Origin of the sequence: Mesorhizobium sp. M1169 (assembly GCF_040318345.1) — a bacterium.
Classification (GTDB): domain Bacteria; phylum Pseudomonadota; class Alphaproteobacteria; order Rhizobiales; family Rhizobiaceae; genus Mesorhizobium.
Genome location: NZ_JAMYME010000070.1, coordinates 1 through 15441, shown reverse-complemented (window position 1 = coordinate 15441; position 15441 = coordinate 1). Strand labels below are relative to the sequence as shown.

At 59.2% G+C, this 15441-nt stretch carries 18 protein-coding genes; 8 read left to right on the top strand and 10 right to left on the bottom strand.

Annotated elements, in window-relative coordinates:
- Positions 1-635 precede the first annotated feature (635 nt).
- The 7 genes from NKH41_RS32680 to NKH41_RS32650 all read right to left on the bottom strand — a co-directional run bounded on the left by NKH41_RS32680 (position 636) and on the right by NKH41_RS32650 (position 6828).
- Entirely contained in the window at positions 636-1340 is a 705-nt protein-coding gene (locus tag NKH41_RS32680) for a GntR family transcriptional regulator (RefSeq protein ID WP_352474573.1), read from the bottom strand.
- Positions 1341-1442: 102 nt separating this feature from the next.
- Positions 1443-2183 (bottom strand): aspartate/glutamate racemase family protein, encoded by a 741-nt coding sequence (locus tag NKH41_RS32675; protein ID WP_352618539.1) that lies wholly within the window; start codon positions 2181-2183, stop codon positions 1443-1445.
- Positions 2184-2191: 8 nt separating this feature from the next.
- Complete coding sequence (locus NKH41_RS32670) at positions 2192-2914, bottom strand: ABC transporter ATP-binding protein (RefSeq protein WP_352775705.1); 723 nt, start codon at positions 2912-2914, stop codon at positions 2192-2194.
- 2 nt (positions 2915-2916) lie between these two features.
- The gene (locus tag NKH41_RS32665) at positions 2917-3696 is read right to left on the bottom strand and encodes an ABC transporter ATP-binding protein (protein WP_352474568.1); all 780 of its coding nucleotides are present in this window, start codon (positions 3694-3696) and stop codon (positions 2917-2919) included.
- 4 nt (positions 3697-3700) lie between these two features.
- Complete coding sequence (locus tag NKH41_RS32660) at positions 3701-4675, bottom strand: branched-chain amino acid ABC transporter permease (RefSeq protein WP_352935747.1); 975 nt, start codon at positions 4673-4675, stop codon at positions 3701-3703.
- Between the two features lie 5 nt (positions 4676-4680).
- The gene (locus tag NKH41_RS32655; RefSeq protein WP_352452194.1) at positions 4681-5547 is read right to left on the bottom strand and encodes a branched-chain amino acid ABC transporter permease; all 867 of its coding nucleotides are present in this window, start codon (positions 5545-5547) and stop codon (positions 4681-4683) included.
- A gap of 78 nt (positions 5548-5625) precedes the next feature.
- Positions 5626-6828, bottom strand: coding sequence for an ABC transporter substrate-binding protein (locus NKH41_RS32650; protein WP_352832249.1), 1203 nt, complete (start codon positions 6826-6828; stop codon positions 5626-5628).
- 565 nt (positions 6829-7393) lie between these two features.
- On the opposite strand from NKH41_RS32650, the gene NKH41_RS32645 reads away from it, so the two are divergent.
- Positions 7394-7768 carry a VanZ family protein gene (locus NKH41_RS32645; protein ID WP_352935745.1) on the top strand — a complete coding sequence of 125 codons (375 nt, stop codon included), beginning with the start codon at positions 7394-7396 and terminating at the stop codon, positions 7766-7768.
- Positions 7769-8962: 1194 nt separating this feature from the next.
- Positions 8963-9229, top strand: a complete 267-nt coding sequence (locus NKH41_RS32640; protein ID WP_352935743.1) for a KTSC domain-containing protein — start codon at positions 8963-8965, stop codon at positions 9227-9229.
- A 532-nt stretch (positions 9230-9761) separates the two neighbouring features.
- Here the strand turns inward: NKH41_RS32640 and NKH41_RS32635 are convergent.
- The gene (locus NKH41_RS32635; RefSeq protein ID WP_352775714.1) at positions 9762-9950 is read right to left on the bottom strand and encodes a hypothetical protein; all 189 of its coding nucleotides are present in this window, start codon (positions 9948-9950) and stop codon (positions 9762-9764) included.
- A 138-nt stretch (positions 9951-10088) separates the two neighbouring features.
- Here NKH41_RS32635 and NKH41_RS32630 point away from each other — a divergent pair, with 138 nt between their 5' ends.
- From NKH41_RS32630 to NKH41_RS32620, 3 genes are all read left to right on the top strand, one after another.
- A complete protein-coding gene (locus tag NKH41_RS32630; protein ID WP_352935741.1) occupies positions 10089-10511 on the top strand; it encodes an ATP-dependent DNA ligase in 423 nt (140 codons plus the stop codon).
- Between the two features lie 111 nt (positions 10512-10622).
- Complete coding sequence (locus tag NKH41_RS32625; RefSeq protein WP_352775717.1) at positions 10623-10997, top strand: hypothetical protein; 375 nt, start codon at positions 10623-10625, stop codon at positions 10995-10997.
- A 224-nt stretch (positions 10998-11221) separates the two neighbouring features.
- Positions 11222-11650, top strand: a complete 429-nt coding sequence (locus NKH41_RS32620; RefSeq protein ID WP_352935739.1) for a hypothetical protein — start codon at positions 11222-11224, stop codon at positions 11648-11650.
- A 487-nt stretch (positions 11651-12137) separates the two neighbouring features.
- Here the strand turns inward: NKH41_RS32620 and NKH41_RS32615 are convergent, their stop codons facing one another.
- Entirely contained in the window at positions 12138-12731 is a 594-nt protein-coding gene (locus NKH41_RS32615; protein ID WP_352935736.1) for a hypothetical protein, read from the bottom strand.
- Between the two features lie 310 nt (positions 12732-13041).
- On the opposite strand from NKH41_RS32615, the gene NKH41_RS32610 reads away from it, so the two are divergent.
- On the top strand, positions 13042-13758 hold the full coding sequence (locus NKH41_RS32610) for a hypothetical protein (RefSeq protein WP_352935734.1): 717 nt from the start codon (positions 13042-13044) through the stop codon (positions 13756-13758).
- Between the two features lie 149 nt (positions 13759-13907).
- Complete coding sequence (locus NKH41_RS32605; RefSeq protein ID WP_352773274.1) at positions 13908-14159, top strand: type II toxin-antitoxin system Phd/YefM family antitoxin; 252 nt, start codon at positions 13908-13910, stop codon at positions 14157-14159.
- A 221-nt stretch (positions 14160-14380) separates the two neighbouring features.
- Here NKH41_RS32605 and NKH41_RS32600 read toward each other — a convergent pair whose 3' ends face one another.
- On the bottom strand, positions 14381-14779 hold the full coding sequence (locus NKH41_RS32600) for a hypothetical protein (protein WP_352935731.1): 399 nt from the start codon (positions 14777-14779) through the stop codon (positions 14381-14383).
- Between the two features lie 263 nt (positions 14780-15042).
- Here NKH41_RS32600 and NKH41_RS32595 point away from each other — a divergent pair.
- Positions 15043-15441: putative toxin-antitoxin system toxin component, PIN family (locus tag NKH41_RS32595; RefSeq protein ID WP_352935728.1), on the top strand; the 399-nt coding region annotated here is incomplete at its 3' end.

The window sequence follows — 15441 nt, the reverse complement described above, 5'->3', positions numbered from 1 at the left end:
CGTTGGCGTCAACGGCTTTGGCAGCGTCGCTCGACAGGGCCGGAAGATCATGACGGAGTCGCGTTAGACATTCCAGCGAGGCGAATATCGGTTTGAATCCCGCCCAACAATGCTGAATCATATCGTGTCAAGGCTTGCAACGACCGAAGACGCAACTGGCGCATATTGCACTTGGCTGTCAAGGTCGGGAATAGGGTCAGAACCTGCCCGTGATCTTGCATTCAGGGAACGTCCGAGAAGGGTCGGATCGCGAAGTTCCCCGCCGCATTGGCGAACGTCCCGAGATGGCGCATGGTGCCGTTTCGGAACCGGGTGGACGGGGGGCAGGATCGCCAATCAACCTGGGATCATGTTGCAACCAAGTTCGAACGTCGCGTTACTGGCAAGTAGAAACGTCGCATTGGGACGTTTCAGAGGTAGGCGCCAGGTCAGGATTGCGGGGTGACGTGCATCCTGGCGTCGCCGTGAGCGCCCGATCGGGGGCGATCCAGTATGGCACTTCGGCTTTACCAGCTTTGAGAGCCACTTACGCGCGAGCTTCGTTGGCCGGTGTCGGTTGCGGGTGATCCGATATTCGTCCAGCATCGCGACGACATGTGCAATGCGAAGCTTGGCGAAGAGTTTGACAGCGCAGATCAGCGCAAGATGTCCGACAGGCTCTCGGGCTTCTTCTCGCCAAGCGACAGATCAAGGCCCGACAGAAGTTCGACGAGGTGGCTTTGCATCAGGTCGGACGCGTTTTGTGCGTCGTGCTTTTCGATGGCATCGACGAGGGCGTGATGGGCGTGGCTTTCGCAGGTGGTGTCGCGGCGGCGCCAGTAGAGCGCGATGATCAGCGACGACCGCGACAGCAGGTCTTTGACGAAACCGGTCAGGATAGAATGGCCGGCGATTTGGGCGATGCCGACATGGAATTTTGCCGACAGCATGATGGCGTCGCTGTCGCGGCCGGCATGCAGGGCTTCGTGCTCTTTTTCGAGATGAAGCCGCAGTTGCGCGATCTCGGCCGGCTTTGCCACTTCGGCGGCAAGCGCGGCGACCTTGGGCTCGATCAGCGCCCGCGCTTCGAACACCTCGCGCGCTTCCTGCTTGGTCGGCTGGGCGACGAACGCGCCGCGGTTCGGCTCGAGCCGAGCCAAGCGGTCATGCGACAGCGCCTGCAGCGCCGCGCGTATCACCGCGCGGCTCACCGAATAGATCGAGGCGAGTTCGTCCTCGGGTAGTTTTGTGCCCGGTGCGAGGCGGTGGCTGACGATGGCGTCGCGCAGGCCGGCATAGACCGGAAACCAGCGCATCGTCGGCTTGTCGCCATCCCGTGGCTTTGGCCCAAGCAGGTCCATCGTCTCATTGTCCCGGCGGCCGGATCGCTTAGCGGCGCGAACACCGCGTTTCCGGCCGGACATCGAACATCCTGTGTGGGAATGTCAACAATTTTGCACGCATCAGGATACACGGCCGGAGGGCGAAAAGGACGCAAAGATTCCGGCGAAAGATTTTTCGAGTGGAACCTGGTAGCCGCCGCGCTTTGAGGTCGACAGGCCAAGGCCGACGAGGCTCTCACAGAGTTTTACTGCGCAGGCGACGCCGTCGAGCACGGGAAGCCTATGTTCGCGGCTGAGCGCGGCGGCGAGGTCGGCCATGCCGGCGCATCCCAGCACAATCGCTTCGGCCCGGTCGTCGCGGATGGCGCGCTCGATCTCCTCCGAAATTCGATGGCGGGCGTTGGAGCCGGGCACTTCGAGCTCCAGAACGGGAACGTCGCTGGCCCGCACCCTGGCGCAGCGGCTGGCGAGGCCGTAGCGCACCAGATTGTGCTCGATCGCCGGCACCGAACGCGACAGTGTCGTCACCACGCTGAACTTGCCGGCAATCAGGCTCGCCATGTGAAACGCCGCTTCGCCGATACCGACCACCGGCATCTCGCCGACGCAGCGTACTGCGTCGAGGCCGGTGTCGTCGAAGCAGGCGATGACGCAGGCACTCGCCGCCGGATGTTTTTGGATCTCGCCGATCATTCCCGGGATGGCGAAGACCTCGTCGAAATAGCCTTCGACGCTCGGCGGCCCGTCCTTCGGATTGACGGCGATGATCCTGGTGCCGGCCGAAGCCGCGCGGCGCGCCGCCTCGCCGATCTTTTCGGTCATCGACGCGGTGGTGTTGGGATTGACGACGAGTACGTCCATTTGCGCTTTCATATTTCGCCGCCGAGATAGAGTTTCTTGACCCGGTCGTCGCCAAGCAGCTCAGCCGAATGTCCGGCCAGCGCGATCTTTCCGGTCGTCAGTGCGTAGGCACGCTGCGAGATGCGCAGCGCCATGCGCGAATTCTGCTCGACCAGCAGCACGCTGACCTTTTCGTCGCGGTTGATCGCGACGATCGAGCGGGCGATGTCCTGAACGAGCTTCGGCGCGACGCCGAGCGAGGGTTCATCGAGCAGCAGAAGCTTCGGTTTGGCCATCAGCGCCCGCCCGATCACCAGCATCTGCTGTTCGCCGCCGCTCATCGTACCCGCCGTCTGGGAATAGCGTTCCTTCAGGCGCGGGAAGCGCCCGAGCACCATGTCCAGCGTCCTTGCGATTTCGGCCTTGTCGGTGCGGGTGAAGGCGCCCATCATCAGATTGTCGCGCACCGTCATGTAGGAAAAGACGCGCCGACCCTCAGGTACCATGGCGATGCCCATCCTGACCAGCTCGTCCGGGCGCGTTCCGTCGATGCGGTGGCCCTGGAAATGAATCTGGCCGCTGCGGACCTTCTTCAGGCCGGTGATGGCGCGCAGGATCGAAGATTTTCCCGCGCCGTTCGCGCCGATCAGCGCTACCGTCTCGCCCTCGTTGACGCTCAGCGACACACCCTTCAGTGCATAGACATGCTCGTAGTAGAGTTCGACGTCCGAGACCTTCAGCAGTTCGCTCATGGCTAAAATCCGATCGTCTCATCTTCGGCGCCGAGATAGGCCTCGATGACCTTTTCGTTCTCCTGGATTTCCTTCGGCGTTCCCTCGGCGATTTTCACACCGAAGTTCAGGACGACGATGCGGTCGGAAATGTTCATGACGGCGGGCATATCGTGCTCGACCAGCAGGACAGTCACGCCGCGCTTCCGCACGCCGCGCACCATCTCCACCGCGCGCACGGTTTCGTCATGGTTCATGCCGGCGAAGGGCTCGTCGAGCAGAAGCACGGTCGGGTTCGTGGCGAGCCCGATGGCAATCCCGAGGGCGCGCAGATGGCCGTGCGGCAGCGTGCTGGCGATCTCATGCCGTTGCGCGCCGAGACCGAGGAAGTCGATGATCTCGTCGGCCGAGCGGCCGAATTCATCCTCGTCGCGTCGTGCGGTATTCGTGCCGAGATAGAAGCCGGCAAGGCTGGCATTGGAACGCAGGTGATGCGCGATTATGACATTGTCGCGCACCGTCATGCCCTTGAAGATCGTCGTCTCCTGGAACGTGCGCACCACGCCCTTCCGGGCGACGATATGCGGCGCCAGGCCTGAGATCCGCTCTCCCCGGAACAGCACTTCGCCCGAGGTCGGATTGAGGAAAGAGGAAATCAGCTTGAACAGCGTCGACTTGCCGGCGCCGTTGGGGCCGATGACGGAAAGGATCTCGCGTTCGCGGACCGCGAAGGAAACATTGTTGACCGCGACCAGCCCGCCGAAGCGTTTGGTCACTGCCTTGATCTGGAGAAGCTCAGTCATGGTCCTAGCCCTGCTTCTTGCCGAACAGCCTGAGGCTGAGCAGGCCGTTGGGAAGGAAGAGCATCAGCGCGATCAGCACCGAAGAGAAGATCAGCAACTGGAACTCGCCGGTCTCGAACAGGAAATCCCAGCCGAAATAGAGCACGAAGGTGCCGATCATCGGCCCGAAGACGTGGCCGAGCCCGCCGAGGAAGCAGTTCAGCATGAAGTTCACCGAGTCGGTGACGGTGAAGCTCGACGGATAGATCGATTGCGAGATGGCGACGAACATCGCACCGCCGAGACCGCCGAGGAATGAGGAGATGGCATAGGCGATGACGCGCAAATAGGCGATGTTGACGCCGATCGAGGAGGCCAGTTCCTCGTTCTGCTGCAACGATTGGCAGAGTTTGCCGATGCGCGAATGGACAAGGCGGTAAAGCCCGGCAAAGCACAGCACCATCAGCGCAACCGAGACGAGATAGAAGGCGGGACGCGGATTGGCGAGCGTCGCGAAATCCGGAAGGATGCTCAGCCCGAAGATCGAGATGCCGCCGGGGAGCGGAATGCTGACCATGCCCTTGGCTCCGTTGGTGATCGGCAGTGCCAGCGCGAGCAGCCGCGCCACTTCGGTCAAAACCAGCGTGACCATGGCGAAATAGACGCCGCGAAGCCTGAGGATGGGCAGCCCGATCAGCACGCTTGCAGCGGCGCAGAACAGCCCAGCCAGCGGCAGTGTCAGCCAGAACGACACACCATACTGGACGACAAGGATGGCCGAAACATAGCCGCCCATAAGCGCGAAGGCGCCCTGGCCGATATTGATGCGGCCGATGTAGAAAGTCACCCACACCCCGGCGCTGGCGATGCTGAGCAGCGCGACCGAAGTCAGCGTGTAGTAGAGGTCGAGCCGACCGGTCGCCTCGATCAGCCAGGGCACGCCGATGAGTACGACCAGCAGGAAGACAGCGACGCCGAGGATGGTGCGTGTACGCTTCATGTCGATCACCCCCACGGCTTGCCCATGAGCCCGTTCGGGCGGATGCTCAGGAACACCATCAGCGCGGCGAAGATGACGAGATAAGTGACGTCGCCATATTGGCGTAGCACCGTCAGGCCGACCGATTCCATCATGCCGAGGATGAAACCGCCGGCGATCGCTCCGCTGACCACGCCGGCCCCGCCGATCATCACCATCAAGAACGCCTTGATCGAGATCGGCCCGCCGATGCCCGAATTGACGCCCGTGATGGCGACCAGCAGCCCGCCGACGATGCCGGCAAGCATGGCGCCGAGCGCAAAGCCGATCATCGAATAGCGGTCGACCTCGACGCCCATAAGCTGCGCCGCGACCCGGTCCTGCGCCAGCGCCCGCATGGCGCGTCCCGGCTTGCTGTACTGCATGAAAAGCACGAAGGAGGCGATGAACAGTATGGCGAGTGCGCCGACCAGCAGCCGGTCGTAAGGCATTATGAGGCTGTCGGAGACGAAGACGCCGTTGACGATCTTCGGCACGCCGCGCTGCTTTTCACCGAACAGGAGGAGGATCACGGCGTCGAGGAAGAATGCGACCGCCGCCGCGAGAAGCATCGTACTTTCCTCCCGCACGCTTCGCTTGATCACCGTTCTGAAAAGGAATTTCTCGACCAGCGCTCCAATAACCAGCAGCGTGATCCCGGACGCAACGAGCGCGACGACGAAAGGCATGCCGAGCTGGCCATAGACGGTGTAGGTGATGAAGCCGCCGAGAACGTACATCTGCCCATGGGCAAAGTTAAGCACGTTCATCAGCGCGAAGATCAGGGTCAGACCGAGCGCGATCAAGGCGTATTGCGCGCCAAGATAGAGCCCGTTGGCGATGACTTGTTCCATCAGGATGGTTCCCCGGCCATTCAGAGGCTCAAGACGAATGCACGAGCCTCTGCGGCAATCCGCTTCAGTGCAGTTGCGTCAATCGACTTGAGCGACGAAGAGCGTCTCGAACTTGCCGTCGCGGTATTCCGTGACCACCATCGGAACCGAAAGCTGGCGCTTCTGGCCAAACGACGTCATTCCGACATAGGTCAGCTTGGCATCGCCCTTCAGATAGGGATTGGGCGCCGAGAAAGTGTCGATCGTCTTCTTGAACTCCTCGACATTGTCGATCGCGGCCGGGTTCGCCTTCAGCGTCTCGATGATGTATTCGAGCGCGTAGACCTTGGTGTTGGACTCGTCATTGTATTCGCCGAACATTTTCGTATAGCGGTCGACGAACTCCTTCATCATGTCGGACGCGATTTCGGGCGTCGATGCGCCGCCGACTGAGATGAAGCCGTTGGCCAACTCACCCGCGCCCTCTTCCAGCACCTTGGCATCCTGCGCCGTTTCGGTGGAGATCAGACCTTCGTAGCCGAGCTCGCGCGCGGCGCGGATCAGCAGCGGCGCATTGCCGGGCGCGACACCCGAAAGCACCAGCAGGTCCGGTTTTTGCAGAACGATCGGCGTCAGTACCGGTGTGAAATCGCGGGTATCGTTTTGGTAGACGTCCGTGGCAGCCACAACCTCAAGTCCGAGCGCCTTTGCCGCGGCAACACCGCCATCCCGCTGGCTCAGCGGATCGGATTCGTTGGCGGCGACAAAGGCAACTTTTCTCACGCCCCTGTTTTCCATGAGATATTTGTAGATCGCCGGAGCTGACTGGTAGTTGGCGATCATGCCGAGCACAGCGTTGGACGCCGGTGGGGTGTAGAGTTCCTTCGGGAATGCGTAGGGAAAATAGATGATGCCCTTGGATTCTGCCACGGGACGCACCGCCGCCGCGCCATCGTCAACATTCGGACCGACGACATAGTGGATGCCCTCCTGGGCCATCTTCTCCATGCCGGCGATCGCCCGCTTGGGGTCCTTCTGATCGTCGAAGGTGACGATTTTGATGTCATAGGTCTCGTCACCAATCTTCACACCGCCGGTTTCGTTGATCCAGGCGGCGCGCGTCTGCATCGAGCGGACGTTGGATGTGCCCCACGCAGCGGCCGCGCCACTCGTCACGCCGACAAAGCCGATCTTGAGTTCCTTGTTGGCGGCGTGCACCGTGATTGTGCCGCCGGCCATGATTGCCAGCGCAGAGACGGTGCCGAGCGCGGCGAATGTGACTATTGAACGTCTATTGATCATTGTTCTTTCCCCTTTGGAGGCCGCGCATTGTTGCGACAGAACTCGACCGATACGCGGAGTTTTGTGAGTGAGGGCTCAAATCTATTATCTGTCAACAAAACTTTTACAGATTGTTGACAATCTTGTGCGGTCGTAGATGAAGGACGCGGTCCGCAGCATCGCGGCTTCCCTTCCAGAATCACGTTCCGTTCGCTCTGGCTAATATAAGCTTTGTGCCTAGTATTGACTGGGTGCGTAAAATTGTAGTACCGGCGCCGGCCGTCCCGAGTTCATTCCGCCGATGATGCCCACCTGGTCGCCAACGAGAGAGCAGCTCTCGGGCTCCCGCGACGAACTTCGCGAATGGTGCAGACGGCGCGTGCCGAAAATGCTGGAGCATGAGCGGCTCAGCTCTCGGGTAGTTGGCGCCCGCCCTGATCCTGCCGCATTGAACGCGGAAGGCCAGCTAATGGCTTTTGCCTAGCCCTCCCGCGGCAGTGGACTCTGTTCCGATGTGCCGCTACGTGCGGACGGCTATGTTCGAAGTACCGGCCTGTAACGTCGGAAAAGGAGTGACCCCATTTTTTTGCGTGCAAGATCTTTTCCCATCGCCGCAAGGACTGCTTTTCTGGTCACACTGGCCGGTGTCCTCGTGCTCGCACTCTCACCAGAGTGGCTTTTGCAGAATTTTGGCTTCGGCTTCACCTCTCATGATGACAAGCTCAATCACGCCGCAGCTTTCGTCGTGTTGACGGCTATCGGCAGTCTCGGTTGGCCAGAGCACAGGGCAAGACTGACCATTTTTCTTGCTCTTACCGGCGCAGCGATCGAGATCCTCCAGGGCATGCAAATGATAGGCCGCGACATGGATATGTTCGACTGGTTTGCCGATTGTGTCGGCGTCGCTTGCGGGCTCGCAATTGCAAGCTGGACAAAGAAATTAGTCAGCGGATTCTCCTAGGTCACGACCCGTCAAGCTGGGGCTAATCGGCCGCGTGAAGCATATGCGCGGCGAAGAGGATCTACGTCACGCTTCGCTGCAGGACTTCAGAGAGCATTAAGTAAGGCCGCAGCGATCACTGAGACTATCATCCGCAAGCCGATCTGCGCATAGCAGCCGAGGGGAGTTATGGCCTTCTCTTTTTCATCAGAGCGCGGACTTTAACAATCATCGCTGCATTAGACCTCAATTGAGAGGCATGTATTTTGCGCATGTATCTGTCGGCGATCACCTTGTAACGAAGGGACAATCGCACCACGCGGTCGTACGTTGCGTCTTCTCCTGCGCACAATTGCTGCGCTTTTCTTGCTAAGGTACTCGGGGCGCCAGGCTGGACCGCTAGTTTTGCGGCCCACCCCAAATTACATCTGATTAGCGCGCTCTGTTCGGCCTTGATCATTGGATCGACTGCGGACCTAGCCTGAGAACTAAGAACCGCAGATGCGACCAGAACCGCGATAAAAAGCCGCTTCACAGTTGCCCCCAAACGCTGCATAGGCAGCCCGCTGATTAAACATTGGCTCCAAGTTTATAGCGCGCCGCCCGTTATGCGCAGCCGCCCACTCCGTTATTTTCGCCCCTGTTTCTGCCGGAAATATGTGATGACTTTGGAGACCATCGCCATCACAACCAGAACTCCGAATAGAATAAGAACGGAAAATCGGCAGATTGCCGACAAGGTTCGTCATCTGGCGCGCAGTACGACAGGGCGGCCGCGGAATTCATCGTGGTTAGCAGCGCGGAAGTGGAAAGACCGAGTAACTTCATACGCAGGTTTTTGGGAATATCGGCCTGCACCGGTCGGGCCGAGCTCGCGGTGCCGCATTTACTCGCAGCTATGGCGTACCTGATCAGCCACCGTGCCCGCGGGACCCAACATAGCCTCGTTGAGCCCGGTGTAGCCATCTGTTTTGTCAACCTCGTTTATAGTGTTGAAGGTCCCACAATATGGGCATCCCAATTTTTACCTGCTACAGCCATGATACTGCCGCCTCCCCAAACGCGATTGTCTTACAGGCCTCTCGAACAGCAGCAATGGCTACCAGATTTTGATCACAGCTTCATTGAGGCGGAAGGCAATTTTTTATTCGCAGCAATGTCCCGACGACGCCGGAACATCGAATAGGCCCAGCCGCGGCGCTCGCATTCGACCGAGTGTCGTTCCTCACCGCGCCAAGGAACGCGACCGCCTCTCCGCTCGTTGATTGCTTTTTGAATCGAACCGCCGTCATGCCGTCCACCTCGATACGCAAAACGGAATACGATCCTGACAGAAGCGGCAAGCGGTACGAGTTTGAGGGGGTACCGCCGGAATCCTTTGCCGCGTTCCGGGCCGCGTTCGCCAAGGGCCGCTATTTCAACGACCACATCCGCAATAATTTCCGCTACCGTCTGGTTGCGAGCGATAGCGACCCGGGATGACCTGACCTGCCGGCGGCTCAGTCGTCCTATCGCTCCAACCGGCGGTTGCTGGACGCGTTGCCGCTGTGGCGCTTAGGGTTGGTTACGGTCCGCGCTCACCTGGCAAGCCCACCCCCCGCATCCCCCCGCCTAGTGCAAAGCGTTTGATCGGTCCCGCCGTTCTGGCAGTGCGGCGGGACTTTTTTGCGGTCTAGCTGAAGCACCGGGCGCGAAAAGGTTCGGTGCACCCAGCCAATCCTTCCCCTCGTACGATATCGCAAGATCGGCCGTCCGGTCCGCGCCTCCTCCATCCAGACGCGGGAGGATCAGCGCGCGATCACGTCTGTTCACGCTAGAGCCGATCGCATAGCTTCGGACGCTCTGTAGCGCGTTACGAATCAGCGGAACCAAGCTATCGCGCGCTCTCTTGTGGTAAGGCTGTAGGCGAGGACGGTCATGGCGATCACTCCTTACCTTTTTTCTCCGAATCCAACGTCGCTGGCGCGCTGAAGGTTTCAAAGGCCGCTCTGCCGCCGGAGGTCGATTAGCGGGACTATTGCTCGACCGGCAGCGGGGTGTGCTGCGGCTCGGCGTGATGAAACACCTGTCCAAGATCACGCGCGTCGAACGTCTGACCGCAAACTGAGCAGTAGACGAAGTGCTTCGATTCATCCTCCACTGGCCCGTCATGCGGCTTGCCTTGGTAGCCGGTAGCGATGTTGTCGGTTCTGATCCTCGTCATTCTTCCGCAACGCAAACTGTCGCGTTTTGGTTTCCGCGCGGAGTCGCGTTATGTCGCTCTGGCTAATATAATCCGAGTGCCTAATTCTCTAATGTGCGTAAAATTGTAAGTACCGGCCGGCTCGAGTTCATACCGCCGATGATGCCTACCCTGATCGCCAAGCCGCCCCAGGGCGACGGATGGACTCACGAGGTCAAGTTCGACGGCTACCGCTCCCAGATCATCATCGACGCCGGCCGGGTGCGCGTCTTCACCCGCCGCGGGCTGGACTGGACGTCGAAATACCGCGACCTCGCCGCAACAGCCAAAACGCTGACCGTTGAGAACGCCATCATCGACGGCGAAATCATCGCCCTCAACGACAAAGGCCTGTCCGACTTTGCCGAGCTGCGCAAAGCGATCACGCGACGCCAGCACGATCTCTATTTCGTCGCCTTCGATCTGCTGCACCTCAACGGGCACGATTTGCGCGACATGGCGATGGAGCAGCGCCGCGAGATCCTGGAGGGCGTCATTCCGCCCGAAGAACTGTTCGTCCATCGGTTTGAGGGCCGCAACTGAGCTTTAGTCGCAATGCCCGTTGGCCCCGGCTGGCGGCCTTTTGAACCTCAGGCAAAGCTATGATAACAGGTGATCGGTAGGGGCGAGATGACTGAGAAGAGGGGGAAACGTTTGAGCCGCATTTTGGTAACGGTCATCGCAGGAATCTGCTTCACAATATCGACTGCTTGGGCCGGGCAGGGAGAGCAGCAAAACATCAATTACTTGGCACGGATGGCGGATGGCAAATTGCATCGGGCTGCAGCAATTTCAGGTAACATCTATGGCGTATTGAAAAGGTGCCCAGCGCTGAGACCAAGCGAAAGTGGCAAAGCCATGATGGCTGTCTCCATCCTTTTGTACGACGGGCTAGAAAAACACTTGGCGCCTAATCCGGCTAAATTCGAGAGGGCGATCCGCGTGTTTGACGGCGCTTACCGTAAGGCTGTTCTGAGTAAGGTTAATTGCCAGACCGAGAAGGCCAAAGACCCGGATAGTTACCGGTAGATGTCCGCCTTTGGGCCAATCCGTTCGCGAGCAGGGACGGTAAGGAGCGCTTGGTCCCTGACCTCTGGCAGGAATACGCCGATGCCTGACGGCAGGGCTTTGACAATGTGCCGAGAGCGGCGCAAGCGGCGAGCCCGAAGCCGAGCTGGACAAACAGGCCGTCGTTAAATCGCCGACAACTTAGTTCGTGCTCAGCATTCTGCTATGTCGATCGGGGAGATAAGATGCGATTTAAATTGGCCCTGCCAATTCTCTTAGGGATGCTGCTGCCAGCTCATGCAGAAGGGACTGACGAGTGCGTAACGAGCCAAAGTCCCGACATGCCAGGGATGGCTATCGGGATGTATGTGTCGATCCATGTCCTGGCAGACGGCGCAGAAAACAAACCTATGTGGCCATGGCTCGCCAAGGTATTTGAAAAGACCGAATGCCTATCTCGCGCCGCGAGCCTGGAAAAGGCGAAGGACGCCGAAGGCACTATCGCCTCGATGAATGTGGCGGACGCGATGGAAGGCCTAGGACTAGAGGTGGCCAAGACGTCCGACTTAGAAGATGCCGACAAAGAAACGAAAGAGCTCGCACTGTCGGAGTTAGGCGGCTGCGCCGGACTGATGGCGCTTTTGAAAGAAGTCGATAACAGGGAAAAGCAATAAAATCGACAGACTGGCGAAAACCACGTCCACATGGTTGCCCTGGTGACGTGCCCGATTTGGAGAACCTCATTTGAAGTGCGCTAGCAAATTGATAGTCGCAACAGCACTGCTAATTGCTGGCTGCCAAAGCGATGGTAGAGCCCAATTTGAAGCAGGCCGAGCGAAACTGCAGACCCCGGAACAGAGGCGCGCTGCAATTCAGCACTGCCTCCAAGGCGTAACGTCGAAAAAGAGATGGCATCAAGGACGACCTCCTCCCAATGGCGTCAAGTGGTGCACCGATTTCGTCAACGACCGCGCTACGGGCCGCTGGACCTATGACGACTATCGGAATGGAAGACCGCACATTGCCTATGATTATAGAAGAGACAGGATCGTGAAGTTTCCCGCCTCATGACGGCCTGCCTTGTTGTGTCGTCAGGCCCTTAGGCGTCGGCCGAAATGGGTTTGAGCCTGACCGCGTCTGGCCGAATCCCGTCGGCGAAAGTTACACAGCCGCGCCGAGCTTCTGTGGCGGCGCCGGCAGCTTGATGTCGGTTTTATAAAACCAACGTCTTTTCAGCTCTGCTTCCTCGGAGAAATAGACGGTCGAGCAGTCCAGCTTTCGATTCCTGTATTCTGGAATTTCAATCCAGATCGTGCAATGATACCACCGCGGATCGACGTCGGGGTTGTGCCTCCAATACGAGATGACCACGGTGTTGACACCATCCAGCATCTCTTCGCGCAGCTGGTGACAACCCGAATGCCGGGGATTCCCGAGTTGAAGCGCCTCAACGCGCCAAGGCGCGTATGGCGCCGTTCGCTCGTATAGGATGCCATTTGCGTAGACCGACTCTCTATGCATGACCACCACGGCTGGATCGCGCTTGATCACGGCGTCCCAAGTCGCCTGAAAGATCGGTATCTTGACGAATGCTTCGTTGGCCGTAGTGATGGGCTGGCATGCCGGCTCTTCAAGGCGCGGGCCGTTGCGCGGCTCCGCATAGGAGGCCGAAGGTAAACACGCTGCGAAGGTGGCATGGACGAGGAATCGTGTCAGCAGGCTCATCTTCGGAGTAAAGCACGTCCCCTCGACCATCGCGAGATGGAATCCCAGGCTGAACTTACTCCATATCCGGCACGTCGCCGCTGGCGAATAGTAGGGTCGGCGGGCCGGTGATTGCCAAGCGCCTGGTTCGCATCGCGGCTCAAGATCGGTTAGGCCAATGTGCCTTCCTGCAGGGCCTTTTAGCAAAGCGGGTTCGCGCGTTTCTCTCTGCTGCTGATCTGTCGGAGAGTAACCGAGGGACAGTTCGCCTTCATCGCCTCGGTCGGCGCAGCCGGCACTTCCCCGCGTTTCTTTCTCCGAAATGGTGAGATACGCTGCCGCCACATTAAGGGGGACGATCTTGAGCTCATACTATCGCCGTTGCATGTCCACGGTTGTTGCAATCACGATCCTGGCCATGGGGGTTCTGCTGGCTGCGGCCGAAGACCTGAAATACGCAAACGATGACTTTCAAAGTCTTCGATCACCCCCCTGCAGTGCGTGCGTTGTGGTCTTTGCCAGCGGCGAGGTTGCCGACACGACGATCGAACGTTTCCAAGAGGCGCTCGACAGGCTGGAGAAGACCAGCGAGTGGTCACGCGCAAAGGCGAGAACGGGCGCTGGACCGCAATTGATCCTGCTTCTCGATTCTCCCGGCGGCCTGGTCAACCCAGCCTTTTCCGTCTCGCGGCAGCTAAGGATAAATGGCGCCATGACCGCCGTGGCACGGCCGTCTGTCACCTTCGCGACAGACGGGGCGCTGGACCCATTGTCATGCAACTCGGCTTGCGGCCTCATGCTTTTGGGCGGCAAAGTGCGGTTTTCGCATTTACTGTCCAATATTGGCCTCCATCAGATTCGTCCGGCGGTCGAGCAAAAGCTAAGCTTTGCCCGCGAAGAGGTTCTGCTCTACCTTACAGTTTTCAAAGAAAGTGCGACTGCACTTTCTCGCCATCTCGCCGAGATGAATATAGACCCGAGGCTGCTGCTCTACATAATGCAGGCGCCCGATGACGAGATGGGTTTTCTCGGCTATTCGGAAGCAAAATCGCTTGGGATGCCATATCCGACTCTCTGAACGATATACTTAGTTATCCCTCATAGAGTGCTCTCGGCAAGTCAATGCGAGCGGATCGATGCTGATACGAAAGGTGGCGCGTGGGCGCCACCATTCTTGCTTTTCTTACGTGAATTACCTATTATAGGTAGTTAAAAGGAAGTACGGCGATGAAGCAATTCACATTCTCCGACATGAATCGCGTGTCAGGCGAAATCCTCGAAACGGCATTGATCGAGCCGGTGGCCCTGACCAAGCGCGGCAAGGAAAAGCTCGTCATCCTGTCCGCTGCTCAGTACCACCAGCTCGTCGGCCAGCCGCATTCGGTCGCCTATACGATCGAGGACGCACCGGATGAAGTCCACAATGAACTCATGACAGGACTGGATGCCATAATTTCCGGCGACACGCCCGATGCTTAAAGCTGGCGATCTGCTCCGATATTATTACCTATGGGCGCGGGAAGCAGACGCCGGCGAGGAATCCGGACGGAAGGCGAGGCCGGTTTGCATCGTTGTCCGGACGCTAGCAACGCCCGCAGCCTTGTTTCTCTTTTCCGCTGACTTCGCAAAAACCCGACCGGTCGCGCCCGCATCTCGCCATCAGCGACATCGAATGCCGCCGCGGCGGCCTCGACTATCCGTCATGGCTGATCCTGCACGAATTTAACCGGGTGCAGGTCGATGAAGCCTATGATCTGGTGACGACGACGCCGATCGGCGCGTTCAGTCCCGCATTTGTCCGCAAAATTGCTGGCGTGATCAAAGAGACGGCAGGCCAGCGTCGATTGCGCGGCATCGTTCGCAAATAGCCGGACTGATTTTCTTGGCGGGCCTCCGGTCCTTACCCGCATCGAACGGGCCAGCACCGGAGCGCGGGGCGCCCCTACGCCCTCCCCTCGCGCCCCATCCTCCCCTTCTGACGGTGTCTTCTCAAGAGGATGAACATTGTTGTCGTTGGCCGCCTGCAATTCCTCGAAATGCTCCCGAGCAACCCGCCGACCCAACAAACGGGCGATCGACAGGACGGCCCGTTCAGCCATGTCTCGTGCCGACATGTCAGCCCTGTAATCGTGGCTTGCGCTGTCGTTCCCAGGTTTGGCCTCGTCCACCATGGCATGCCCGCTCTTCTGTGTAGATCGAGGGCATTGAGCGGCGTGATGATCAGCAAGACAAGTTCAGTTGTCGCGCTGTCGTAGTGTGGCGTGCAAATACTTGAGCACTGCGATTTGGAATTCCGAAGCCAGGCCAAATTACCAAAGCTGGGTCCTCTTGCAATATCGCGCGCGATATCCAATATGCCCGCATGAGACTGCTTCTCGATACGGCGACCATGGTGGCTGGGATCCGAAGTGATGCTGGCGCCTCGCGCCAACTGTTGGTCGCAGCTTTGGAACGCCGGCTGACGCTCATCGCTTCGGTGACGTTGATGATCGAGTACCAGGCGGTCATGACAAGGCCCGAGCACCTTGAGGCTTCCGGCCTGTCGGCCGAGGATGTGAACGCGTTGCTAGATGCCGTGGCGGCCGTCGCCGAGCCGGTTCGCCTTCTCTTCCTCTGGCGACCTGCCGTGCGCGACCCGGATGACGACATGGTGCTGGAAGCTGCGGTAAACGGACGGGCGGATGCTATAGTGACGTTCAACCTACGCGACTTCGGCAAAGTGGCCGAGCGCTTCGGTATCTTGGTCCTGTCGCCGGGCGAG